Raw genomic sequence first — 22,483 nt, 5'->3', positions numbered from 1 at the left:
GAAAGCAAGACTTACTTCGCCTTCCCTTGGTTGGCCACGGCGGCCATGGCGGCCGCGATCGCTTCCTGGTCGCCCAGGTAGTAATGACGGATCGGCTTCAGGTCCGCGTCCAGTTCATACACGAGCGGGGTGCCGTTCGGGATGTTCAGGCCGACGATGTCGGTGTCGCTGATGTTGTCCAGCATCTTGATCACGGCGCGCAGGCTGTTGCCGTGGGCCGAGATCAGGATCTGCTTGCCGGCACGGATGGCCGGGGCGATTTCTTCGTCCCAGGCCGGCATCACGCGGGCGACGGTGTCCTTCAGGCATTCGGTCAGCGGGATCTGCGCCTTGTCGAGGCCGGCGTAGCGCGGATCGTTGAACGACGTGCGCGGATCGTTCGCTTCCAGCGCGGGCGGCGGCGTGTCGTAGCTGCGGCGCCATACGAGCACCTGCTCGTCGCCGAACTTGGCGGCGGTCTCGCCCTTGTCCAGGCCTTGCAGGGCGCCGTAATGGCGCTCGTTCAGGCGCCAGTCGTTCTTGACCGGCAGCCACATCATGTCCATCTCGTCCATGGCCAGCCACAGCGTGCGGATCGCACGTTTCAGGACCGACGTGTAGGCTAGGTCGAAGGTGAAGCCGGCTTCCTTCAGCAGGCGGCCGGCCGTCTTGGCTTCGTTGACGCCTTTTTCGGTCAGGTCGACATCGGTCCAGCCGGTGAAACGGTTCTCGAGGTTCCAGGTGGACTCGCCGTGGCGCATGAATACGATTTTGTACATAGGTGCTTTATAGAAAAAAGTGAGCAGGAAATACCGATCCGACTTCTATTTTATAATGCGATGATTCAGTTCAACCAACGGAACCTTCGTGAAATTCATCATCGACCATTTCATCACTGTTGCGATCGCCGTCCTGTCGGGGGGCGCGCTGCTATGGTTATCGCTGGCGCCGCGTGGCCGTGTGGCATCGCCGCTGCAGGCCACCCAGATGATCAACCGCGGTAAATCCACCGCCGTGATCGATGTGCGCGGCGCCGACGCATTTGCCAACGGGCACCTGCGCGACGCGAAACACATTCCGCTGGCAGACTTGGGCAATCGTACCAGCGAGCTGGACAAGTCGAGGGTCAAGACCATCATTGTCGTCGATCAAGACGGCAAACACGCCGATAAAGCGGCGCGCCTGTTGAAAGCGGCAGGGTTCGAAGATATCTATGGCCTGGAAGGCGGTATCGCGGCCTGGATGGCTGCCGGCCTGCCCCTGATCAAATAATTTGAAAGGATTCTGCCATGACAGCCCATGTTGTCCTCTATCACACTGCCAGCTGCCCCTACTGCGTACGCGCCGAGCGCCTGCTGGAAGCCAAGGGCGTGACCGACATCGAACGCATCCGCGTCGACCTTGACCCGGAACAGCGCGCCATCATGATGCAGCGTACCGGCCGCCGTACCGTGCCGCAAATCTACGTGGGCGACACCCACGTGGGCGGCTTCGACGATCTGTACGCCCTCGACCAGGCCGGCCGCCTGGACCCGCTGCTCAACGGCAGCGCAGCCTGAATCAGCAGGTCAAGCAGGGCTCCGTCAACTACTGAAACCGAATTGGTTTTGATACAATTGCCGGCGCCTTGACAAGTCAAGCACCTCGAATGGCAGGCTTTGCCATTCTTCTTAAAAATTACACGAAAGCGTTCCATGGCTGACGAAAACCTGCAACCCGTATTCCAAATCCAGCGTATCTACCTGAAGGATCTGTCGCTGGAACAACCGAATTCCCCGGCGATCTTCCTGGAGCAGGAAGCCCCGACGATCGAGGTCTCGCTGGACGTCGGCGCCGAAGGCATCGCCGACGGCATCTACGAATCGACCGTCACCATCACCGTCACCGCCAAGGTCAAGGACAAGGTCGCTTTCCTGGCCGAAGGCAAGCAGGCAGGTATCTTCGAAGCCCGCAACATCCCCGCCGAGCAGATGGATCCTCTGCTGGGCATCGGTTGCCCGAACATCATCTATCCTTACCTGCGTGCAAACATCGCCGACGTGATCACCCGTGCCGGTTTCCCGCCGGTCCACCTGGCCGAGATCAACTTCGAAGTGTTCTACCAGCAGCGCCGCCAGGCGCTGGCCGAGCAGGCTGCCGCAGCAGGCACGCCGGCTGGTAACCAGTAATATCCCGGGCGTCCCGCGCCGCCCGTCCAGGGCGGGGCCGGACGCCTCGTTTCATTGACGCGCTTTTGCCGACACGCTTCATTGCCGGTCGATCCAGCCCGGTCCTGCGTGTACCGTAATCAAAGGCCCACATGCGCCCCATCCGTTTCCGCCATCGACTCATCGCAGGCACCTTGCTGCTGCTGGCATCGTGCGCGGCCGCCGCGTTCGATTTCAAGACGGTCGGCGCGCATGCCGTGATCCTGTACGAAGCCCCGTCCAGCCGGAGCGGCAAGCTGTTCATCGCCCCCAGCGGCATGCCGGTCGAGGTGGTCCTCAGCTATGGCGACTGGGTCAAGGTGCGCGACGCTTCCGGCGACATGGCCTGGACCGAAGCGAAGAACCTGTCGGCCCGGCGCAACGTCATCGTGCGTGCCGCATCCGCCAAGGTGCGCTCGGCGCCCGACGACAATGCGCCCGTCGTGATGACGGCCGAAAAGAACGTCCTCCTCGAACTCGTCGATCCGGAAGCCGGCAACTGGGTGCGCGTGCGCCACCGCGACGGCATCGGCGGCTACGTCAAAGCGTCCGACATCTGGGGCATCTAGCCCGTTCTTCCATGCACGAACCGAAACCACCCCAAAAGATCACCGTCCTCGGTGCCGGCGCCTGGGGCACGGCGGTGGCGATCGCGCTCGCCGCGCGCCACGACGTCCTGCTGTGGGGACGCAATCCCGCGCAGATGGCGCAAGCCGCCGGCGCGCGCGAAAACACCCATTACCTGCCCGGCTTCCGGTTGCCGGACGGCCTGAACGTCACGGCCGACTTCGACGCGGCCGTCGCCCATGTCGTCGACATGCGCGTAGGCGACGCTGCGGCGCAACCCGGTGCCGAACCGCTGCTGATCGCCGCCTGCCCCGTGGCCGGCCTGCGTCCGCTCCTGCAGCAACTGAAGGGCCGCGCCATTCCGAACATCGTCTGGCTGTGCAAGGGTTTCGAATACGAGACCGGCCTGCTGCCGCACCAGGTCGTGCGCGAGGTGCTGGGCGATGCCGTGCCGGGCGCTGCACTGTCCGGTCCGTCGTTCGCCCAGGAAGTGGCGCGCGGCCTGCCGTGCGCGCTGACGGTGGCGTCGACCGACAAGGCACTGCGCGAGCGTGTCGTCGCGCTCGTGCATGGCGGCAATATCCGCGTGTATTCCTGCGATGACATGGTCGGCGTGGAAGTGGGTGGCGCCGTCAAGAACATCCTCGCCATCGCCACCGGCACGGCCGACGGCCTGGGGCTGGGATTGAACGCGCGCGCCGCGCTGATCACGCGCGGTCTCGCGGAAATCACCCGCCTCGGCCTGGCGCTGGGCGGCCATGCGGGCACCTTCATGGGGCTGACGGGGATGGGCGACCTGATCCTGACATGCACGGGCGACCTGTCGCGCAACCGCCGCGTGGGCCTGGCACTGGCCCAGGGCAAGCCGCTCGACACCATCGTCCGCGAACTCGGCCATGTGGCCGAAGGCGTGCCCTGCGCCAAGGCCGTGCGCGAGCTCGCGGCCAGGCTGGGCGTCGACATGCCGATCACCAATGCGGTGGCCGGCGTGTTGTTCGATGGCGATTCCGCCAGCGATATGGTGGGCAGGCTGTTGGCGCGGGACCCGCGCGACGAACTGGCCTGATCCCGGGGCTACGCCGCCGGCGCGTTCCGCGTCGGCCCGCCCGCGTTATCGCCCGGATGCAGCAAGATGGTCAGCAGCGCGACCGCATCCTGGTTGGCCTGGATCGCATGCGGTTCGCCGCCGGCCAGATACACCATCTCGTTCGGTCGCAGGATGGTCGTGCGGCCGTGGGCCTGGAACGCAATCTCGCCCTCCAGGCACAGCAACGTCATCTCGCCTTCGACCCAGTGCTCCGGCATCGGTTTTTCCTTGGGTATCACGAGCCGGATCAATTCCATGTGATCGGTCTTGATCAATGCGATCGACGTGAAGTTCGCGATGTCGTCTTCGCCCCGCTGGAGTGCGATCCGCTCACCCGATACTGCGTGGTGTAACGCCATGTGTGACTCCCTTTACTCTTCGAATGTCTGCGGCACCCCGCGCAGCCAGGTGACGAGCGCGGTGGCGTCCTTGAATCCCTGCGCGAGCTGTGGCACGAGCTTGTCCGGGGCGTTGATGTCCAGCTTCTCTTCGTTCCAGACAAAATAGCTCTTGAGCTTCAGGTATTCGACCAGCGGATGGTTCGGATCGAATCCTTTCGGCGGGCGTTGCAATTTGTCTTCCGGCTGCAGGTCGCCATACGCCTCGCGCAGATGTTTATTCTTCAACATTTTGGCGAAACCTGTCGCATCGTTGACGACGTGCTCGCGGATCGCCTTCAGACGCGCTGCCGGCGGCAGGTATTCGCCGGCGCCGTACAGCAGCGTGCCGTCGGATTCGATGTGGAAGTAATAGGTCGGCCCGCCGCCTTCGCTGGGACGGCGCTTGTTGCCGGGTGCGATCCCGGCCGAGAAATGCGTCTTATACGGCGTCTTGTCGTGCGAAAAGCGGGTATCGCGCTGGAAGCGGAACATCGCCTTCTTGGGGTCGCAGGCGACGACCTGCTTGTCGAACCTGCCGACCTCCTTGATGAGTTCCGTCAGCACTTCCATGAATTCGGCCCGCAGGATGTCGTAGCGGGGCTTGTTCATGATGAACCAGGGCCGGGTGTTGTTCTCTTTGAGTTCGGAAAGAAATTGCGTGAGGTCGCGCAGGTGCATGGAAAGTCCGGATAATCAAGGGGTTTGACGCGGGCGGCGGCCGACGGTGACGTCGATGGTCGTCTCGCGGTTCTTGCGCATCACCGTCATCTGGGCCTTGCCGCCGGGCGGCAGGTCCGCGATGAGGTTCATCATGTCGTTGGTGTTGCTCACTTTTTTGCCTTGCACGGCCAACAGGATGTCGCCCGGCCGCATGCCGGCGCGGTCGGCCGGGCCGCCGCGCACGACGCCCGCGATGATGGCGCCGCGGTCGCGCGCGAGGCCGAAGCTGTCGGCGATTTCGGGCGTGATGTCCTGCGATTCGACGCCGATCCAGCCGCGCACGACCTGGCCATGCTTGATGATGGAATCGAGCACGGACTTCGCCGTCGACACGGGAATCGCAAAGCCGATCCCGACCGAGCCGCCCGTCTGCGAATAAATGGCCGAGTTGATGCCCAGCAGGTTGCCGCGCGCATCGACGAGCGCTCCGCCCGAGTTGCCGAAGTTGATGGCGGCGTCCGTCTGAATAAAATTCTCGAAATGGTTGATGTGCAGGTTGTTGCGGCCCAGCGCGGAAATGATGCCGAGCGTGACGGTCTGGCCCACGCCGAACGGATTGCCGATCGCCAGCACGACGTCGCCCACGCGCGCCTGATTGATGTCGCCCAGCACGATCACGGGCAATTTATCGGCCTTGATGCGGATGACGGCCAAGTCCGTTTCCGGATCGGTGCCGACGACGCTGGCGGCCGACTTGCGGCCGTCGGCCAGGCCGACCTCGATCTCGTCGGCGCCTTCGACGACATGGTAATTGGTCAGGATATAGCCGTCGCCGCTGACGATCACGCCGGAACCCAGGCTGGCCATCTGTTCCTGCGGCGGCATCTTGTCGCCGAAAAACCGCCGGAAGAACGGGTCTTTCAGCAGCGGATGGGCCTCGCGCAGCGCCTTGCTGGTGAGGATGTTGACGACGGCCGGCATGGCGCGGCTGGCCGCGTCGCGGTAGCTGGCCGGCGCCGGTTCTCCGGCGGGTGCCTGCAGCACCGGCACTGCCGGCCCCGGCCCGCCGATGCCCACCTGCGTGGGCGCACGCCCGGTCCACTCTGGCCGCAGCGCCGCGATCACGACGTAGATGCCGAGGGCGATCGTGACGGTCTGGGCGAACAGCAGCCAGTAGCGGCGCATCGGACGGCTCCCGCGGCTATCGCTTCAGCGTCAGCGCATCGCGGATTTCACGCAGCAGAACGACCTCTTCCGACGTTGCCACTGCAGCGGCCGCCTGCTGCGCTTCCTCGGCCTTGGTGAACGGCGCGCGCATGCGATTCATCAGGCGCACCATCTGGAAGATCACGAACGCGAGGATCAGGAAGTTCAGCAGGATGGTGAAGAAGTTACCGTACGCCAGCACGGCGCCAGCCTTCTTGGCTTCGGCCAGCGGCAGGCCGTATGGCTGGCCGTTGAGCGGGACGTAGTAGCTGGCGAAATCGAGTCCGCCGAACAGCTTGCCGATCGGCGGCATGATGACGTCCTGCACGAGAGAATCGACAATACGTCCGAACGCGCCGCCGATGATCACACCGACCGCCAGGTCGACGACGTTGCCTTTCATCGCGAACTTTTTGAACTCTTCCATCATAGCCATCCCAGACCTCCTTTGTGTTTTTAAAAACCTTGCCAGGTTCACAGCGATGATACAGGAAACGTGCAGTGCACCCGACGGCCGAGATGAGCATGTGGTCGGGGCCCCTATCGCAAAAATGAGCATTTGGGAAGCGTCGCGACAATGCAAACGTTTTTTCTTTAATTTGCAAAACTGTTCACATATAATCGACCGTTGCATAAAAGGTTAATACCCTATTGCAACGTATTGCATTGCAACATTTCGCATTTGACGAATGGAGTTGGTATGAGTAATGAGAAGCAGGTCGATTCAGGCCGGCGAGGCTTGCTCGTGGCTACATGCGCGGCGGGTGGCGTTGTCGGTGTTTCAACGGCCGGGGTGCTGGTCAGTACGTTGCAGCCCTCCGAACGAGCGAAGGCGGCCGGTGCTCCGGTCGAAGCGGATATTTCCGACGTCAAGCCGGGCGAATTGAAAGTCGTGGAGTGGCGCGGCAAGCCCGTGTGGATCCTCCGCCGCACGCCCGAAATGCTGGCCAGTCTGCCGAAGAACGACAATCTGGTCGCTGATCCGAATTCCGATAAACCCTATCAAATGCCGGTGCCGGCATACGCGAAGAACGAATTCCGCGCGTACGAGAAACACAAGGAAGTCCTCGTCGTCGTCGGCATCTGCTCCCACCTGGGCTGCTCGCCCTCCGCCCGCTTTGCCGAAGGTCCCCAGCCGAACCTGCCGGACGACTGGCACGGCGGCTTCCTCTGCCCCTGCCACGGATCGACGTTCGACCTGTCGGGCCGCGTCTTCAAGAACAAGCCGGCCCCGGCCAACCTTGACGTCCCCCGTACATGTACCTGTCCGACAACAAGATCTTGATCGGCAAAGACGAGAAAGGCGAGGCATAAGATGGGCGCAGCGTTCAAGGAAACCAAACTCCCGGCCGACGCGCCGAAAAGCCACCGGGCCCTGGCCTGGGTCGATGACCGCTTCCCGCTGTCGAAGCTGTGGAACGACCAGTGGGGCCGCTACTACGCCCCGAAAAACTTCAACATCTGGTATCTGTTCGGCTCGCTGGCGATGCTGATCCTGGTGATGCAGATCGTCACCGGCATCTTCCTGACCATGCACTACAAGCCGGACGCCGGCCTCGCGTTCGGCTCGGTCGAATACATCATGCGTGAAGTCCCGTGGGGCTGGCTCGTGCGCTACATGCACTCGACGGGCGCCTCGGCCTTCTTCATCGTCGTGTACCTGCACATGACCCGCGGCCTGCTGTACGGTTCGTACCGCAAGCCGCGCGAGCTGATCTGGCTGTTCGGCTTCGCAATCTTCCTGTGCCTGATGGCCGAGGCCTTCTTCGGCTACCTGCTGCCGTGGGGCCAGATGTCGTACTGGGGCGCCCAGGTGATCGTGAACCTGTTCAGCGCCATCCCGTTCATCGGCCCGGACCTGTCGCTGTGGATCCGCGGCGATTACGTCGTGTCGGACGCCACCCTGAACCGCTTCTTCGCCTTCCACGTGATCGCGATCCCGCTGGTGCTGCTGGGCCTCGTCGCCGCGCACCTGATCGCCCTGCACGAAGTCGGCTCGAACAACCCCGACGGCATCGAGGTCAAGGAAAACCTGGGGCCGGACGGCCACGGCGTCGATACGATCCCCTCGCACCCGTACTACACGACCAAGGACTTGTTCGGCGTCTCGATGTTCCTGCTGATCTTCAGCAGCGTCGTGTTCTTTGCGCCGGAAATGGGCGGCTACTTCCTGGAATACAACAACTTCCTGCCGGCCGACTCGCTCAAGACCCCGCCGCACATCGCGCCGACGTGGTACTTCACGCCGTTCTATTCCGTGCTGCGTGCGACGACCTCGGACTTCATGTGGGTCGTGATGGCCGGCGTGGCGGCGTATGTCGTGTTCATCTGGCTCCGTTCGCGCCTGTCGTACAAGACCAAGATCGTGGTGACCGTGATCGCCATCCTGGCCGAGATCGGCATGCTGCCGCAGGTGCTGGACGCGAAATTCTGGGGCGTCGTGCTGTTCGGCTCGGCCGTCGTGATCCTGGCCCTGCTGCCGTGGCTGGACCATTCGCCGGTGAAGTCGATCCGCTACCGCCCGAGCTGGCACAAGACCGTGTACGCCGTGTTCTTCCTGGCGTTCCTGACGCTCGGCTACCTCGGCACCCAGTTGCCGACGCCAGCCTACACGCTCGTCGCCCAGGCCTGCACCCTGCTGTACTTTAGCTTCTTCCTGCTGATGCCGTGGTGGAGCGAGATGGGCCGGTTCAAGCCGGTACCGAAGCGCGTCACATTCACCCCGCATTGAATTCCGGAACACTGCCCCCGGCAGTGTTCCGCCCAAGCCAAAGGACATCAAGATGCTTTTCTCGAAAAAACTGCTCGCGATCCTGGCGTTGCTGCCGGGATTCGTGTTCGCGAACGAAGGGGCGTTCCCGCTCGACCGCGCGCCCGAACGCACCGATATCTCCTCGCTGCAAAACGGCGCCAAGCTGTTCGTCAACTACTGCCTGAACTGTCATTCCGCATCGGCGATGCGCTACAATCGCCTGCGTGATCTGGGATTGAGCGAAGACCAGATCAAGAACAACCTGCTGTTCTCGGGCGAGAAGGTGGGCGACATGATGACGATCGCGATGCGTCCCGCGGATGCGAAAGCCTGGTTCGGCGCCGTGCCGCCGGACCTGTCGGTGATCACGCGTGCGCGCGCCTCGGGCGCCGGTTCCGGCCCCGACTATATCTACACTTACCTGCGCACTTTCTATAAGGACGATACCCGCCCGACCGGCTGGAACAACCTGGTCATGCCGAACGTCGCCATGCCGCACGTGTTGTGGCAGTTGCAGGGCGTGCGTACGGTCAAGATGGTCGAGGAACCGGATCCGCACGAGCCGGGCAAGACCGTGCACCACTTCGCTGGTTTCGAGCAAGTGACGCCGGGCACGGTAAGCCAGCAGGAGTTCGATTCGCAGGTGGCCGATCTGGTCGCATACATGGACTGGATGGCCGAACCGGCGCGCGACTTTCGCAAGCGCCTGGGTGCGATCGTCGTGATTTTCCTCGCTTTCTTCGCTTTCCTGGCCTGGTCTTTGAATGCTTCTTATTGGAAAGACGTAAAGTGAGTTGATTGCCCGGTTATAATGCGGGTAATGTCTATTCGGGGTGAGCCGCCTGGCGCTTCACCCCTTTGTTTCTTGAAGGAACTATAAACCATGATGGTTCTCTACTCCGGCACCACGTGCCCGTTCTCCCAGCGCTGCCGCCTGGTCCTGTTCGAAAAGGGCATGGACTTCGAAGTGCGCGACGTGGACCTGTTTAACAAGCCCGAGGACATCTCGACGATGAATCCGTACGGCCAGGTGCCGATCCTGGTCGAGCGCGAACTGATTCTGTACGAATCGAACATCATCAACGAATACATCGACGAGCGCTTCCCGCATCCGCAGCTGATGCCGGCCGACCCGCTCATGCGCGCCCGTGCCCGCCTGATGCTGTTCAATTTCGAGAAGGAACTGTTCGTCCACGTCAACACGCTCGAAAACGAGCGCAACAAGGTGGGCGACAAGAGCCACGACAAGGCTAGAGCCGAAATCCGCGACCGCCTGACGACGCTGGCCCCGCTGTTCCTGAAGAACAAGTACATGCTGGGCGACGAGTTCTCGATGCTGGACGTGGCCATCGCCCCGCTGCTGTGGCGTCTTGACCACTACGGCATCGAACTGTCGAAGACCGCGGCCCCGCTGATGAAGTACGCCGAGCGCATCTTCTCGCGTCCGGCCTACATCGAAGCCCTGACCCCGTCCGAAAAGGTCATGCGCCGCTGAGCGCCGCCTTCGTTGCACGCCAGTTTACGACGCCGCGGGCGAATCGAAGTACACTGGCGTGTAACATCTCGCATCATTTCGATCACACCATGCCAGACATCTCCACCAAGCCGTACCTGCTGCGCGCCATCTACGAATGGTGCACGGACAGCGGCTACACGCCTTACCTGGCCGTCAAGGTCGACGCCGCCACCACGGTTCCGATGGAATACGTGAAAAAGGGCGAGATCATCCTCAACATCAGCTACGGCGCGACCTCCGGGCTGAAAATGGACAACGACGCGATCACGTTCCGAGCGCGTTTCAACGGCGTCTCGCGCGAGCTGTACATCCCGGTGCACAACGTGCTGGCCATCTACGCCAACGAAAACGGCCAGGGCATGGCCTTCGACGTCACGACGACGGCCGCCGACCTGCCCTCCGCCCCGGAACCGGCAGCCAGCCCGGCCCCTGGCCTGGCCGCCGTCCCGGCCAAGACCTCCGAGGTGTCGCATGCACCCGACGACGACAACGAACCACCCAAAAAAGGTGGCCGCCCGACGTTGACCCGGATCAAATAAGGGTATAATCCTGGCCACATTGCCGGCTTAGCTCATCAGGTAGAGCAGTTGATTTGAATGTGTACCTTGCCCGCCTGTTGCGTTTGCTGCAGGCTTGGGCTAGCATCGCTACAGTTGTCCTATGACAGTCTTCGTAGGATTCGTCTGTAAGGATGCGAGCATGGGTCTACCAAAACGCTTTCTGAAACAAGAGGTCGACTCGGCTCCTCTGCAGTCGATCGCCATTGCCCTTCATCCCCTTTCTTTCCACAACGCAGCGCTTTTTGCGCGTGCGTGTTCAGCAGTCGGTAGCCCTACTTCGGCAATTCGCCACAGATTCGTCATTTCCTTCAAGTGGTTAACCTTAGGCGCCTTTCGCCTGGCGATGACTCCGCGTACCTTTCGGCCCCAACGCTCTGGTGCCTTTGCTATCCCTTTAAACCTATAGGGTGGGCCAAATGCCACTTTATCGCACTGGCGCTTTCCCCACTCACGTCATTACTGAACCGTCTCCGCTTCCTCGACCACGATACTGGTCAACGGTGTGGACGCTTTATGAAGGGGGCAGTTGGGCTGAGAACACTCTAATTGGACGGCTCCGTTACCTCGACAGATTTTACGTCTATTGCGATAGCAAATTTGGTCAACACGCACTAGACAACGCTTTTGGAGACAAAAACGCAGAGCGCCTACACGAGATATTCGATTCATTTTATATCTCGCTTACATCGAAAAATTCATTTAGTAGCACAGACGTTTCTTGCTGGGATACTGTCAGCAGATTTTTTCATTACTTTGCGAATCACTGGGCCGTAAGCAGCCAACAATGGCGCTCTCTTCAAAAAGCCGTTCCACAACCTGGAACGCTTCGGGCCTCTAATAAAGGCAGGGTAAAGTTTATCCGAGCATTACCCGATACAGCGCTTAAGGGCCTTCTTGCGGTAGCCGAGCCTGGAGCAGCAGACAATCCTTTCATAACGCCTGCTATTCAGGTAAGAAACTGGCTATTAGTTTTGTTGATGCTGCTCTGTGGTCTGCGCAGGGGTGAAACTCTACTTCTAACGCTTGATTCCCTTAAGCAGGATTTAGATATGCGATCGGGTGAGGTACGATACTGGCTAAATGTTACGAATACTTCCGAAGAAGACCTAGCTTATGTCGATATACGTACCACACGCCCCAGCATTAAAACCCCATGGTCGCATCGTGAAGTACCCGTTTCTGAAAGCTTCGCAGAACTAATCGTGCGATATATTGGAGAATATCGAACAGAAAGTACCGAACATCAATTCCTCTTTACTTCAGATACTGGTGAGCCACTTTCCGCTGAATCTGTGACTAAAGCTCTAAGGATGTATTCGCTTGCGATGGAACCTGACACATTAAAAGCTTTTCGCCAACGAGCTAATAAAAAATTTATTTCTCCCCATGACCTAAGGCATACATGTGCATGCGTTCGCTATGTCGCATTTTTATCTGACGGCGACAAAGAAAAGGCTATGGAGAGAATGAGAGTGTTCTTCGGCTGGAGTAAGAATTCTGATATGCCAGATACTTATGCTCGCGCTGCCATTCAAGACGACGTCAAAAATTCTGTTGCCAAGACGTTCGATGCGATGTTAGACACGTACCGAGTAAGCAGATGAATATACATCAGACCCTTTTTCCTAGCGACGGTCACGAAGCTAACCCAATGTTTTGGGGGTGGCCAGCTGTGCCAGAGACATTTACATTATATGACAAATATTCAGGAAAATCGGTAACCTTGGTATTGGGCGAAACCCTTTGGTCTCCATCCATTCAAGGCATAATAAGAAAATTTGAATTTTTACCTGGGGAAGTAGGTCTTTTTCAACAGACCTTAGTGCTTCTTACGCAAGCAAATTTTTCGCCATCATCATTCTATAAATTTACGTACACTCTACTACGTCACTGGATCATATTCCTTGAGTTACTTGAAACGAAACCTAGCGATATAATATCATTTTGGGATAAAAATATATTGACCCCCGACCTTGCTAAAGCGGGGAAATCTATTTTGAAACTCGCTGCGCGACATTCCTTGGGACCTTGGGATACAACACATCAGAAGTTTATAAAGAAACTCAACACGAGAGAAAGCTCAAAGCGAGCCGTGCGAAAGGAGAGGATCGCAAACCGCTCGAAATTACTTTCCACCTCCTCTCAAGCGGATATTATCCGTTTACTTGACGAGCAGGCGGCCTCACCAAATTTAGAAGAGTGGCAAATCGAAGGTCTCACAGCCTTAGCTTTGGGATTTCAACACGCTATCCGTCCAGTCCAGATATTGACCCTTTTAACAAATCACATTCAACTTATAGAAGAAAACGACGGAAAATTGGCGTGTATTGTCTCCTTTCATCAAGCCAAAAAGAAGGGAGGCCGAGGTGACGTGGAACTTTCGCGCAGCATAAAGCCAGAATGGGCCCCGCTTGTTATCAAGCTACTAAACTCAGCGAATAATGCTGCGAGAACCCGTATTTTCTCTACAGCTGACAGCACGAAGCTTTGGGCACTCACAAAGAAGGTTGCCAAACAATTTGGCGTAAGCATACAGTATAATTATTACAAGTTGCGACATACTGGAGCACAAACTTTAGCTGACGCTGGTCATAGTCGAACCGACATAAAAAATTTTCTTGGACAAACCCAGCTCAATTCGGGAAATACCTATCTTAAGTCAAGCCGAAAGCAAGTCGAATTTCTAAATAAAGCTCTAGGTACATCTGCCCTTTATTCTAAGCTCGAGTTAATTGCAACAGGGAAATATGTGACGCCAAAAGAGCTTGAGGATGCACATGAGGACGACCAAATCGCGGGTATTGTTGGAAGCAGATTGATTGCAGGTATAGGGTTGTGCGCTGCAGGTCAAGGAAATTGCATGTATGACCCAGTCATGTCATGTTATAACTGCAAAAAATATATGCCCGTGCTAGATCCCCTTGTGCATAAAGAGGCGATTGCTGGAATGCGAGAACAAGTTCTGTCTTTTTTTAAAGCTGGGGGGAGTAAAGAGAGCCCAGCGTACTTGCAGCTAACTACCGCTATAGCAGGTGCTCAGCGAGCCCTCGACATATCGAACGAAAGCGCATCTCAGAAATGAGCCAAACTCTTTCTCAAATTTCGATTACTCGTATCCCAGCCAGCTACCATCATTTTATTGAGCGAGCATACGGTCTGGCTTCGGAGCGAGGAATTTCATGGCATATCCAATGTGATGAACTTGGAAAAATAAGTTCCAATGAAGATTGGGACATTCGCCGATTCTCATCCAACAATGAACGTCACGCAGCTCGCTTGACCAGCTTTTCCATTGATGAAGAAGTACGTTCGCGCGCGTCTCAAGCCGGATGGCCGGAGGTTTTGCTTCCATCTGGGCCGGCTCTCAGCGAAATAACTCAAGAATTCTTAAAGGCAATAGTCGCACATCGGGCATCAGAAGGTATATTGCCACGATCTGTTAGAAACGAATTTTCTCTATTGAAGTCTTTTTTCTCGTGCACAAATAAATACCCGTGGGAATTAAACTCTGAAGACCTTGACCGATATTTAGATTTATTCCCCAAAAGAACCAGCGTCAGGGCAAGCATTGGTGTTCTTGCAGGCTTTCTAAATTCGAATTTGCTTTCTCTACATGTACCTTTGGTTTACAAAGGCGAAAAAGAGCTAAACTCCATTTTAAGCAATATGCTATCTGAAAGAAAGGGAAGCAAAAAACTTCCATCTGCAGAAGCACTGCATGAAATGGTCCGCATTGTATTTAACGAATCGCCGTTAGGACACCAGCATAAGATTCGATTCGCAATAGCTCGAATGCTAACTCTAACGGGCTTGAGACTTAATGAAGTAGTGCTACTTCCTGCCGATTGCCTCCAATGGGAGACTCATATTGATATCGTTACAGGCAAGCCAGCTGGCGAAATTGGCGGAGTTAGCCGGTCTCTAAAGATTAAATACTTTGGAGAAAAGAGAAGAAAAAAAGGAGACAAAGTACTTGTTGAGGACTTTCAATGGGTGCCGGCGCGGTTTGCGAAGCTGGTGGAGTTGACAGTATTGGAAATACTAGAGGCCACGCGACCACTCCGCGACGCAATCAAAAGTCAGAACTCTGTTGAACGAACTTTTACGACGGCATCAGGAGAACAGCTGACCATCGGAGATTTTTTGTTCTTAGTACTTCACAATTGCAGAGGTGATTTACCAGAGTTCATTGATAGTACTAGAAAGATTGAAATTGCCGCCCAATCCTCCTTTTTAGCTTTTTAAGTACCGAAAAGGCTTCTAAGAAGGGAACTATATTCACACAATATAGCAATCTGCCCAATAAGGCTCAGCTATCGATCAAGCCACATTCGTTACGCCATTTGATGAATACAGAATTATTTCGCCAAGGCGTGCCGGACACTATCATCACTCAACATTTCGGTCGTGAGTCGGTAACTCAAAGCTATGTGTACGATCACCGGAGCTTAGGCGAACGCTTGAAAGATGTCGATATTCCAGATAAGGCTGCTAATCTCTTTCAACCTGGAACACCTCAGGAAACGGTAGCAAAGATGGTCTTATCCGACCTATTTGGTGGAAGTTCTATAGCTATGACTTTTAAGAAAATTCAGCGAGAAAGTGGGGACGAGGCTGCATTTTTGTACTTATCTCAAAATAGCGATGGCTTTCACTCGACGCCGTATGGTTTCTGTATAACAAGCTTTGCGGTAAACCCCTGTGTTAAACATCTCAAGTGTTTCGATAATTGTCGACATTTCCTTCCAAGTGGCATGAAGGAACATCGCATTTCCTTAGAATCTCTCCGTGCCGATTTAAAAGTCATGAGGGATACCGCAGCGGCCAAGCCGATAAAATCTATTGGACGCAAGAACCAAATTGCGCATGCAGAGCAGTTAATTATCGGCATTGACCTCGCATTAGCTGCTCAACCGAGTAAGCCCTTGTTTGAAAGTGGGACAGACCACTCAACACCTATAGAGGATCTCTTCCGATGAAGCCCAAACTCGACGCACTGAACATCGAACTGTCGAGGGTGTTGGACGCGTTGTTAGCTTCGGATACTGACATCACTGTTCGAGAAGTGTCCCGGAACCACGCTACCTTACACAATGCGTCTGCATTCACGAGAAACCCTAAGCGTATGGAAATGATATCAAACGCTCAGGCTCGCCAGAAACAATTGCGAAGTGCGTTGAACCCTCATTTCGTCCAATCAAAGTCTCTGAGCGACAAGTTGACTCAAGCAGAGGATGCTAACGCCATGCTCGGAACTCAGGTTGCAGCCCTGATCGCTTCACATGCTGCTTGCATTCAAGCGGTTATGAAGGCCGGTGGACTAAACGCGCTTGAGCGATTCTGGAAGGAGTACAAGGCCATCGGCGAGACTGTACGTCCTGCAGGTATGAGTTCTGAACGGGCAGAGGTGATTCCCCTCAAGACGCCGAGTAGGCGCTCGACGAGACCCAAAAGCACCTGATCACGTTGGGGCAAGCAATTGCTTCCTGAACAGCCGCACAATGGAGTATACTAAGGGACAGTGCCGGGTTAGCTCAGTTGGTAGAGCAACCGCCTTGAACATACGAGTGCCCTACTGGAAACGGTAGGAGTAGAACCCTTCAAATTCGGGGAACGCTAAGGCCGCATGGCTAAGCCGATCCCGAGCCAAGCCTGCTAACGCAGGAAGGTGTAGAGACTAGACGGGGGGAGCCTAAAGCGTTGCTATGGCTAAGGGATAGTCCAGACCACAAACATATGGCGGCGAAAGCCGTAGTGGTAAGGTAAGCGGTAGGTCGTCTGTTCGAGTCAGACACTCGGCACCATACTCTTCAATTCCAATGCATGTGCTTCATTGGCCCAGAGCTTGCAAGGCGTAACGAACGCCCAAACAGTAGATCGAGTTTCGTTCGGCGGCTATCTGAGCCGTTCATTCTTGCTACACGGAACCTGGGATTGAACCGCCCCGGATTTGATGGAGGCTCCAACTCTTGAGAGAATGGAGCTATGAACAAGAAGCCAAGCAAATTTTCGCCGGAAGTCCGGGAGCGCGCAGTCCGTCTGGTACGGGAGCAGCGTAATGAGCATCCTTCGCTGTGGGCGGCGGTCGAGTCAATTGCAGGGATGATCGGCTGCACGCCACAAACGCTGCATGAATGGGTCAAGCGCGACCAGATTGACCAGGGAGAGCGCGCAGGAGTGACAACAGAGGAGCGTGAGCGACTCAAAGCCCTGGAGCGCGAGAACAAAGAGCTGCGGCGGGCGAACGAAATCCTGAAGCTGGCAAGCGCGTTTTTCGCCCAGGCGGAGCTCGACCGCCGTTTGAAGTCCTGAAGGCCTTTATCGATCAGCATCGCGACACCTTCGGGGTCGAGCCGATCTGCAAGGTCTTGCGGATTGCCCCGTCGGGTTATCGGCGCCATGCGGCACAGCTTCGTGATTCGTCGAAGCGATGCGCGCGGGCGAAGCGCGATGAGATTCTGTGTCCGGAAATCAGCCGGGTCTGGCAGGCCAACATGAAGGTCTACGGAGCCGACAAGGTCTGGAAGCAGATGAACCGGGAACGCATCGCCATCGCTCGCTGCACGGTCGAGCGCTTGATGAAGCGGCTGGGTTTGCAAGGTGCTGTGCGCGGCAAGCGAGTCCGGACAACGATTCCCGATTCTGCCGCCCCACGTCCGCTGGATCGGGTGAATCGGCAGTTTAGGGCTGACCGTCCAAATCAGCTGTGGGTGTCGGACTTTACATACGTTTCGACGTGGCAGGGCTGGCTGTACGTAGCCTTCGTGGTGGACGTTTTCGCCCGGCGCATTGTCGGCTGGCGGGTCAGTTCGTCGATGACCACTGATTTCGTTCTGGATGCGCTTGAACAGGCATTGTATGCTCGCCAGCCCGGTGAAAATGGAACTTTAATCCATCATTCCGATAGGGGCTCGCAATATCTCAGCATTCGCTACAGCGAACGCCTGGCCGAAGCAGGTATCGAACCGTCGGTCGGCAATCGGGGAGACAGCTACGACAACGCACTGGCTGAGACGATCAACGGCTTGTACAAGACGGAATTGATTCACCGCCGAACCTGGAAAACTCGGGAATCTGTCGAGCTGGCAACCTTGGAATGGGTGGCCTGGTTCAACCACCACCGGTTGATGGAACCAATCGGCTATATCCCGCCCGCGGAAGCTGAGGCAAACTACTATCGGTAGCTCAAGATCGCTGCCGATGAAACCGCATTAACTTAAACCAACCAGCCTCCACTATTCCCGGGGCGGTTCACTCTTGCTGTCCTTGAACAAGCTATCCAAGATAGCAGCATGTTTTACGTGAGCGGTAGTAGAGGCGAACGATGGTTTCCCAGTTTTTTCGCGGATGTATCAATTTGCGGTGATGTCGAAACAGTGTGCCTCTCGCTTGCAGGTCTTACTGGGGACGTAATGTTCCAGTTCTTCATGACGCCAAAGCATTCGCTTCATGGAAAAACGCCGATCGCAGCGATCTCCGATCGGTACCAAGTTGACGTAATCGTGAGCACAGCGATGGAGTTCAAAGAGCGCAATCTTGGCCGGTGATGAGGTTATGGCAGTCGAATGCTCGTTAGAAGCGCGTCATTTCTGGCAAAAGTACACGACTGACCACATTTACGAGCCTTTCTAGGTAAATGTTAGAACTCTCATAGAACATAAGCCGTTGGGTAAGAGATTGGAATACATGGAGAGCTTTCTAGTGAGTGACACACTAGTTTTTCTGGATATCGACGACGTGCTGTGCATGAGCCGGACATACAACGCACGTCACGCGGTGGCTACGCTGGACGGCTACATCGTCGGCGCAAAAGCCGATCAGGTCTGGAGTAAGATCTTTCACGCCTTCGCGTGCCAAAACCTGCGGCAGCTCGACAGCGAATTCTCTCCACGGTATGTGATTAGATGCGTCGCTACAGAGCAAAGGAGATGCTAGAATAGCAACTCGCGTGGTCTTGTGCTTGAGTATAAGAGAGCAATAACCACCATGGTAAGCCACTTTAGCGTCGCTTTTGGACGCGGTTTCTACCAATAAAGCAGGAAATTCCACGCTTAACCCAGTGAGCAAGAAAATCTCGGTCATCTAAAGTTTTTGAAGAGTTTCGGTGAACGCAGAATTTTCTAACGACCCATATTTAGTCAAAGGAAGTGTAATGATCGATGCAATCCTGGACCCTTCTGCAATCCCAAATATGCAGAGACTAGAAAGATTCGTAACACTTGCTGAAGAACATGCAGACATCGTCAAAATTTATTTGCCCTCGATTTTTTTTAGGATGGATAGCCTAACTAAAACGGAGCGGGAAACACTAGGGCGTTTTTTTAAACTGCCCGGGCAAGCGAATATCGATTTCAGTTTTTTCCAACGCAACATTGATCTGGGCGGATTGCTTGATGTAACGGAGGCGCCAGAGTTTAAAAGCCGCTTTGACAAACATTCCGAGTTTCTTGACGACTTAAGAAACGAAGTAGACGATGATATCGTCTATCAGGTACTTGCGGAGGAATGGGTTTTCATGAATGAATACTCTTACATCGCGGCCAGAGTAAAAAGAACTTTTGACAAGTTTCTGCGGGCCGGCGCTCCCTATCTGATAATCGGAAAGAAAAAGAATGGAACGAAGCCTGCACTTAGCTGTAAATGTTCCAAACAAATATCCTATCGATGCTCCTCTCACTGCGTATTCCATTTTCCGCGCATCCTGCAAATATCTTGCGGCAGGCGGCTCCTCCATCGGTACGACTGTGATTTCAGGCGGTGTTGGCGTTGGGCTGGCTGCGGCAAGCGGACTTTTCTTAATTATGGATCCGTAATGTTCTTGCAGTCGCTCAAAACGTGTTGAGCGCGACAGCCTGTGGATAACTAAAAACCGAAAAACGGCTTGCAGAGAGTGGCGTAAAACCAACGCATTTGTGTTAACGTATAAGAATGTAAAGCAACACATTGGCCACTTAAAAGCAACACCCTGCTCAAGCTGAAGGGCATGTCTAACGCAACAGCGGCCAGGTGCCCATTCTGTTTCGTAATCATCAGGTGGCGGGTTCGAGTCCTGCAGCCGGCACCATAGCTTCAAGTAAAAAGCCCAGCCTCATGGTTGGGCTTTTTGCTTTTCGATGCCATGCTTATCACCCGCTGATAAGATCGAGTTACTTGATCAGATCATCAGGTGAAGGCAACGCATAGTCTCCCATCCGAAACATAAAAGGCGTACCCTTCATTGTCATAAATCCCAACTGTCGATAATAGCGATGCAATTTGGCGGTTGCCCTTCGATGATTCTTATCTAGATTTGACAGCTGAAGCTCAACTCTCCATGGGTCTTCATCTTTGCTACCGATATACCCGTCTTGTAGTGGGAACGGCTGGACTTCCCCTAGTTCAGTAGACAAATCCCGGCCTCACATCGAGGCGCGCTCAAAGGCCTCTGGGCTGACATGGCCCAGGCTGCCAGATAAAGCCAGCCCTGCCACGTTCGAAGGTAGGTGATATCGGCGACCCAAGCCTGGTCAGGCGCATCGACGGTGAATTCTCGATTGAGCCGGCTCGGCGCAATGATCGAAGGCCGCCCAGCAATCCTTCTGGGGCCTTGTAGCCGTGTACGGCCTTGATCTTATTGACCTTCGACCAGCTCTGCGCTTTGTTTCTCGTCCTTCGTCGGCATCACAGCCTTGACCCACTTGCACAAGCCGTGAGTCGACCCCCCCAAACGGGCCGCAAATTCCGGGACTGGGTAGCCGCGCTCGACTACTTGCCCGACAGCTTCTTCCTTGAATTCTGGCGTGTAACGCTATGTACTCATTCATTTCTCCTATGCTCAAATCATAGGTCAGAAATGTCCATTCGGAGTGGCAAGGTCAACATCCACACAAGTTAACCATCAAAGCTGCTAGAAATAGGCATTTATTTTCCAACACATCGCCGCCGATGAAAGCGTGACTTTCAGATTTGTTAAATTTTTGCAATGTTATTAATGTGCCAGTTCTCATGATTAGAATTTGACAGCTGCTCTCTTCTCCAACTCAGGGGTCACAAATGTCCAATTTCGCACGGCACTATCCTCATTACACCGACAAACACTCGTCACACGGCCCCGTCGTTCACTTGGCCGGTACTGTGCAAGAGGTCCTGGCTCCCGGGGCCGATGATGGCGACGGTCAACATCAGCATCTGCGGATTTATGTGAAAAGCATGTTGCCTCTGGTAGGAAACGTCGGTCCGTTCGATAATCCTACCTATCAACCGGATCTGAGCGGTCAAACCTTATTTCTGGCCTGCCGGTTCGGCGACAATGATGCCAACCATGGCCCGATCCCGTTTCACGCTGGTACGCCAATCGAAGTACAAGGCGAGTACATCGATGCCAGCCGCGCCTACCCAACCACGGGAAACAATGGCAGCGATGGTCCGATACTCCCCGTGCTCCACTTCACCCATGCTCCTCTCGGATTTGTCGATTACCAAGGCTCCGAATACAAATAAACTGCATTCGCCATCCAGTCACGTTCGAATGCAATGCTGTTGCAGGGGTGCCGGCATCACCTGCCCGCCATCGTTTGATAACGCGTCAGCGTCCCGCCACCGTGCAACTGTCGATGCCGTCCTGCCTGTCGAAGGCGAAGCACACGGGCAGGAATGTCTCGATCACTTGCGCATTGGTACGCGCATGCATCGACACCTCATCGAGCGTAAAACCGCCGCCGCCCGCCAGCGCGAGCGGGAGCATCATCTGGTCGGCCAGGTATTCGGCGAATGCGGCCCGCGATTCGAGGTATTGGCGCGTACGCTGCACCGCCTGATGCGCCACACGTTCGGACGAGAAGGATTTTTCGCCAAAGGCCGTGAACACCTCGGTCGCGTGGTCGTACTCGAGGGTCAGCATCAGCGCATTGCCCGGGCCCTGGTTGGCCGGCAGGCTACGCACGAGCAACTGGTCTTCGTGCCAGTGCAAGGCCTGGCCGACGCACTCCAGTTCGCGCAACGCGACCCGTTCCGGCACGCCGGCCACGAACGCCTCGGCGTAGGCGGCGCGACGTTCACCGCGCCCCATCCACGTGCGCGGCCGCAGTTCAGTGCACGGCTCGACGCGGGCTTCGACGACGCCACCGCCGGCCGGATAAAAGCCGAAGCGTTCCAGACGGATGTCGATGTGCGCGCCCATCTCGGCCAGGCGCGGGCACCACGCGCGCTGCAGAAATTGCACCGGAGGGGCCATCGGGTTGTGCGTGCCGCCGGCGAGCCGCAGGGTCGACGGCTTGTCCGCCTTCAGCAGGACCGGCAGCACGGCCTGCAGTACCAGCGTGCAACTGCCGGCCGTACCGATGGCGAACGCATAGTCGCCGCCCTTGACCGGGCCCGGCACGAACGTCAGGTCCTGGCTGCCGAGCGCGGCGCCCGCGGCCTCGCCGCCGCAGACCTGCAGCGCGGCCTCCACGGCCACGAGGTGCTGGCGCATCAGGCCTGGCTTCGTGCGGTTGGCGCGGATGTTCCGGATGCGGAACGGCTGCCCCGTGATCATCGCCAGGGTCAGCGCGCTGCGCAGGATCTGGCCGCCGCCTTCGCCGGCGGCGCCGTCCAGTTCGATCATGCCTTG

24 protein-coding genes, 3 pseudogenes and 1 other annotated feature are annotated in these 22,483 nt (G+C 56.5%); of the genes and pseudogenes, 18 read left to right on the top strand and 9 right to left on the bottom strand.

From position 1 onward, the window contains the following. Positions 1–11 precede the first annotated feature (11 nt). Entirely contained in the window at positions 12–758 is a 747-nt protein-coding gene (gene gpmA, locus BVG12_RS21095; RefSeq protein WP_075794120.1) for a 2,3-diphosphoglycerate-dependent phosphoglycerate mutase, read from the bottom strand. Positions 759–846: 88 nt separating this feature from the next. Here gpmA and BVG12_RS21090 point away from each other — a divergent pair, with 88 nt between their 5' ends. The 5 genes from BVG12_RS21090 to BVG12_RS21070 all read left to right on the top strand — a co-directional run bounded on the left by BVG12_RS21090 (position 847) and on the right by BVG12_RS21070 (position 3,798). Then, positions 847–1,251, top strand: a complete 405-nt coding sequence (locus tag BVG12_RS21090; RefSeq protein WP_075794119.1) for a rhodanese-like domain-containing protein — start codon at positions 847–849, stop codon at positions 1,249–1,251. Positions 1,252–1,268: 17 nt separating this feature from the next. After that, on the top strand, positions 1,269–1,538 hold the full coding sequence (gene grxC / locus BVG12_RS21085) for a glutaredoxin 3 (RefSeq protein ID WP_075794118.1): 270 nt from the start codon (positions 1,269–1,271) through the stop codon (positions 1,536–1,538). 135 nt (positions 1,539–1,673) lie between these two features. Then, positions 1,674–2,147: a protein-export chaperone SecB gene (gene secB / locus BVG12_RS21080; protein WP_036231111.1), complete on the top strand. Its 474-nt coding sequence runs from the start codon at positions 1,674–1,676 to the stop codon at positions 2,145–2,147. A 131-nt stretch (positions 2,148–2,278) separates the two neighbouring features. Continuing rightward, the gene (locus BVG12_RS21075) at positions 2,279–2,734 is read left to right on the top strand and encodes an SH3 domain-containing protein (RefSeq protein WP_075794117.1); all 456 of its coding nucleotides are present in this window, start codon (positions 2,279–2,281) and stop codon (positions 2,732–2,734) included. An 11-nt stretch (positions 2,735–2,745) separates the two neighbouring features. Further along, the gene (locus BVG12_RS21070) at positions 2,746–3,798 is read left to right on the top strand and encodes an NAD(P)H-dependent glycerol-3-phosphate dehydrogenase (protein WP_075794116.1); all 1,053 of its coding nucleotides are present in this window, start codon (positions 2,746–2,748) and stop codon (positions 3,796–3,798) included. An 8-nt stretch (positions 3,799–3,806) separates the two neighbouring features. On the opposite strand, the gene BVG12_RS21065 is transcribed toward BVG12_RS21070, so the two are convergent. The 4 genes from BVG12_RS21065 to mscL are packed head-to-tail and all read right to left on the bottom strand — an operon-like array spanning position 3,807 to position 6,501. Further along, on the bottom strand, positions 3,807–4,178 hold the full coding sequence (locus tag BVG12_RS21065) for a cupin domain-containing protein (protein WP_075794115.1): 372 nt from the start codon (positions 4,176–4,178) through the stop codon (positions 3,807–3,809). 12 nt (positions 4,179–4,190) lie between these two features. Next, complete coding sequence (locus BVG12_RS21060; RefSeq protein WP_075794114.1) at positions 4,191–4,877, bottom strand: DUF2461 domain-containing protein; 687 nt, start codon at positions 4,875–4,877, stop codon at positions 4,191–4,193. Between the two features lie 15 nt (positions 4,878–4,892). Continuing rightward, positions 4,893–6,044, bottom strand: a complete 1,152-nt coding sequence (locus BVG12_RS21055; protein ID WP_075794113.1) for a Do family serine endopeptidase — start codon at positions 6,042–6,044, stop codon at positions 4,893–4,895. Positions 6,045–6,060: 16 nt separating this feature from the next. After that, a complete protein-coding gene (gene mscL, locus BVG12_RS21050) occupies positions 6,061–6,501 on the bottom strand; it encodes a large conductance mechanosensitive channel protein MscL (RefSeq protein WP_075794112.1) in 441 nt (146 codons plus the stop codon). 264 nt (positions 6,502–6,765) lie between these two features. Between mscL and petA the strand changes: the two are divergent. The 11 genes and pseudogenes from petA to BVG12_RS21005 all read left to right on the top strand — a co-directional run bounded on the left by petA (position 6,766) and on the right by BVG12_RS21005 (position 18,077). Then, a pseudogene (gene petA, locus BVG12_RS21045) lies at positions 6,766–7,379 on the top strand (ubiquinol-cytochrome c reductase iron-sulfur subunit). Position 7,380: 1 nt separating this feature from the next. Beyond that, complete coding sequence (locus BVG12_RS21040) at positions 7,381–8,796, top strand: cytochrome b (protein ID WP_075794111.1); 1,416 nt, start codon at positions 7,381–7,383, stop codon at positions 8,794–8,796. 52 nt (positions 8,797–8,848) lie between these two features. Further along, positions 8,849–9,610, top strand: coding sequence for a cytochrome c1 (locus BVG12_RS21035; RefSeq protein WP_075794110.1), 762 nt, complete (start codon positions 8,849–8,851; stop codon positions 9,608–9,610). Positions 9,611–9,700: 90 nt separating this feature from the next. After that, positions 9,701–10,312, top strand: a complete 612-nt coding sequence (locus BVG12_RS21030) for a glutathione S-transferase N-terminal domain-containing protein (protein WP_036231132.1) — start codon at positions 9,701–9,703, stop codon at positions 10,310–10,312. Between the two features lie 89 nt (positions 10,313–10,401). After that, positions 10,402–10,872, top strand: coding sequence for a ClpXP protease specificity-enhancing factor (locus BVG12_RS21025; RefSeq protein ID WP_075794109.1), 471 nt, complete (start codon positions 10,402–10,404; stop codon positions 10,870–10,872). A 521-nt stretch (positions 10,873–11,393) separates the two neighbouring features. Then, positions 11,394–12,497, top strand: a complete 1,104-nt coding sequence (locus BVG12_RS21020; protein WP_075794108.1) for a tyrosine-type recombinase/integrase — start codon at positions 11,394–11,396, stop codon at positions 12,495–12,497. Next, positions 12,494–13,975: a site-specific integrase gene (locus BVG12_RS34195; RefSeq protein WP_156895703.1), complete on the top strand. Its 1,482-nt coding sequence runs from the start codon at positions 12,494–12,496 to the stop codon at positions 13,973–13,975. Before BVG12_RS21020 ends, BVG12_RS34195 begins: the two co-directional genes overlap by 4 nt. Continuing rightward, positions 13,972–15,138, top strand: coding sequence for a site-specific integrase (locus tag BVG12_RS34190; RefSeq protein WP_156895702.1), 1,167 nt, complete (start codon positions 13,972–13,974; stop codon positions 15,136–15,138). Before BVG12_RS34195 ends, BVG12_RS34190 begins: the two co-directional genes overlap by 4 nt. A gap of 101 nt (positions 15,139–15,239) precedes the next feature. After that, positions 15,240–15,872 carry a hypothetical protein gene (locus tag BVG12_RS34185; protein WP_169926834.1) on the top strand — a complete coding sequence of 211 codons (633 nt, stop codon included), beginning with the start codon at positions 15,240–15,242 and terminating at the stop codon, positions 15,870–15,872. After that, positions 15,869–16,354, top strand: coding sequence for a hypothetical protein (locus BVG12_RS34180; protein WP_156895700.1), 486 nt, complete (start codon positions 15,869–15,871; stop codon positions 16,352–16,354). Before BVG12_RS34185 ends, BVG12_RS34180 begins: the two co-directional genes overlap by 4 nt. 524 nt (positions 16,355–16,878) lie before the next feature. Further along, positions 16,879–18,077, top strand: a protein-coding gene (locus BVG12_RS21005) for an IS3 family transposase (protein ID WP_156895493.1) whose coding sequence is annotated in 2 segments (ribosomal slippage) — positions 16,879–17,170 and positions 17,170–18,077 — 1,200 coding nt in all. Because the reading frame shifts where the segments join, the coding sequence is not laid out codon by codon here. Continuing rightward, positions 17,160–17,276, top strand: a sequence feature (AL1L pseudoknot). It overlaps the preceding gene by 117 nt. Positions 18,078–18,606: 529 nt before the next feature. On the opposite strand, the gene BVG12_RS34175 is transcribed toward BVG12_RS21005, so the two are convergent. Then, on the bottom strand, positions 18,607–18,975 hold the full coding sequence (locus tag BVG12_RS34175; RefSeq protein ID WP_156895699.1) for a hypothetical protein: 369 nt from the start codon (positions 18,973–18,975) through the stop codon (positions 18,607–18,609). A 70-nt stretch (positions 18,976–19,045) separates the two neighbouring features. Here BVG12_RS34175 and BVG12_RS34170 point away from each other — a divergent pair, with 70 nt between their 5' ends. Then, positions 19,046–19,735: a hypothetical protein gene (locus tag BVG12_RS34170; RefSeq protein WP_156895698.1), complete on the top strand. Its 690-nt coding sequence runs from the start codon at positions 19,046–19,048 to the stop codon at positions 19,733–19,735. A gap of 603 nt (positions 19,736–20,338) precedes the next feature. Here BVG12_RS34170 and BVG12_RS35870 read toward each other — a convergent pair. Both BVG12_RS35870 and BVG12_RS35865 read right to left on the bottom strand, forming a co-directional pair. Further along, a pseudogene (locus BVG12_RS35870) lies at positions 20,339–20,508 on the bottom strand (IS3 family transposase); the annotation flags it as partial. Beyond that, a pseudogene (locus tag BVG12_RS35865) lies at positions 20,504–20,668 on the bottom strand (transposase); the annotation flags it as partial. The pseudogenes BVG12_RS35870 and BVG12_RS35865, both read right to left, overlap by 5 nt. Positions 20,669–20,925: 257 nt before the next feature. Here BVG12_RS35865 and BVG12_RS34160 point away from each other — a divergent pair. Next, positions 20,926–21,372 carry a hypothetical protein gene (locus BVG12_RS34160; RefSeq protein WP_075794105.1) on the top strand — a complete coding sequence of 149 codons (447 nt, stop codon included), beginning with the start codon at positions 20,926–20,928 and terminating at the stop codon, positions 21,370–21,372. An 85-nt stretch (positions 21,373–21,457) separates the two neighbouring features. Here BVG12_RS34160 and rtcA read toward each other — a convergent pair whose 3' ends face one another. Then, a complete protein-coding gene (gene rtcA, locus BVG12_RS20980; RefSeq protein ID WP_075794104.1) occupies positions 21,458–22,477 on the bottom strand; it encodes an RNA 3'-terminal phosphate cyclase in 1,020 nt (339 codons plus the stop codon). Between the last annotated feature and the right edge of the window lie 6 nt (positions 22,478–22,483).

The organism is Massilia putida (assembly GCF_001941825.1).
GTDB lineage: Bacteria > Pseudomonadota > Gammaproteobacteria > Burkholderiales > Burkholderiaceae_D > Telluria > Telluria putida.
Note: the sequence above shows the minus strand (reverse complement) of the source record. Positions and strands in the feature narration are given on the sequence as shown.

What these genes read in the sequence shown, in the direction of transcription:
- BVG12_RS21075 (WP_075794117.1), top strand. Translation starts at nt 2,279, where the DNA reads ATGCGCCCCATCCGTTTCCGCCATCGACTCATCGCAGGCACCTTGCTG.
- BVG12_RS21070 (WP_075794116.1), top strand. Translation starts at nt 2,746, where the DNA reads ATGCACGAACCGAAACCACCCCAAAAGATCACCGTCCTCGGTGCCGGC.
- BVG12_RS34175 (WP_156895699.1), bottom strand. Translation starts at nt 18,975, where the DNA reads ATGACCGAGATTTTCTTGCTCACTGGGTTAAGCGTGGAATTTCCTGCT.
- rtcA (WP_075794104.1), bottom strand. Translation starts at nt 22,477, where the DNA reads ATGATCGAACTGGACGGCGCCGCCGGCGAAGGCGGCGGCCAGATCCTG.
- BVG12_RS34170 (WP_156895698.1), top strand. Translation starts at nt 19,046, where the DNA reads ATGATCGATGCAATCCTGGACCCTTCTGCAATCCCAAATATGCAGAGA.
- BVG12_RS21065 (WP_075794115.1), bottom strand. Translation starts at nt 4,178, where the DNA reads ATGGCGTTACACCACGCAGTATCGGGTGAGCGGATCGCACTCCAGCGG.
- grxC (WP_075794118.1), top strand. Translation starts at nt 1,269, where the DNA reads ATGACAGCCCATGTTGTCCTCTATCACACTGCCAGCTGCCCCTACTGC.
- secB (WP_036231111.1), top strand. Translation starts at nt 1,674, where the DNA reads ATGGCTGACGAAAACCTGCAACCCGTATTCCAAATCCAGCGTATCTAC.
- BVG12_RS34185 (WP_169926834.1), top strand. Translation starts at nt 15,240, where the DNA reads ATGAATACAGAATTATTTCGCCAAGGCGTGCCGGACACTATCATCACT.
- BVG12_RS34160 (WP_075794105.1), top strand. Translation starts at nt 20,926, where the DNA reads ATGTCCAATTTCGCACGGCACTATCCTCATTACACCGACAAACACTCG.
- BVG12_RS21025 (WP_075794109.1), top strand. Translation starts at nt 10,402, where the DNA reads ATGCCAGACATCTCCACCAAGCCGTACCTGCTGCGCGCCATCTACGAA.
- BVG12_RS21035 (WP_075794110.1), top strand. Translation starts at nt 8,849, where the DNA reads ATGCTTTTCTCGAAAAAACTGCTCGCGATCCTGGCGTTGCTGCCGGGA.
- gpmA (WP_075794120.1), bottom strand. Translation starts at nt 758, where the DNA reads ATGTACAAAATCGTATTCATGCGCCACGGCGAGTCCACCTGGAACCTC.
- BVG12_RS34195 (WP_156895703.1), top strand. Translation starts at nt 12,494, where the DNA reads ATGAATATACATCAGACCCTTTTTCCTAGCGACGGTCACGAAGCTAAC.
- BVG12_RS21040 (WP_075794111.1), top strand. Translation starts at nt 7,381, where the DNA reads ATGGGCGCAGCGTTCAAGGAAACCAAACTCCCGGCCGACGCGCCGAAA.
- BVG12_RS34190 (WP_156895702.1), top strand. Translation starts at nt 13,972, where the DNA reads ATGAGCCAAACTCTTTCTCAAATTTCGATTACTCGTATCCCAGCCAGC.
- BVG12_RS21055 (WP_075794113.1), bottom strand. Translation starts at nt 6,044, where the DNA reads ATGCGCCGCTACTGGCTGCTGTTCGCCCAGACCGTCACGATCGCCCTC.
- BVG12_RS21060 (WP_075794114.1), bottom strand. Translation starts at nt 4,877, where the DNA reads ATGCACCTGCGCGACCTCACGCAATTTCTTTCCGAACTCAAAGAGAAC.
- BVG12_RS34180 (WP_156895700.1), top strand. Translation starts at nt 15,869, where the DNA reads ATGAAGCCCAAACTCGACGCACTGAACATCGAACTGTCGAGGGTGTTG.
- mscL (WP_075794112.1), bottom strand. Translation starts at nt 6,501, where the DNA reads ATGGCTATGATGGAAGAGTTCAAAAAGTTCGCGATGAAAGGCAACGTC.
- BVG12_RS21030 (WP_036231132.1), top strand. Translation starts at nt 9,701, where the DNA reads ATGATGGTTCTCTACTCCGGCACCACGTGCCCGTTCTCCCAGCGCTGC.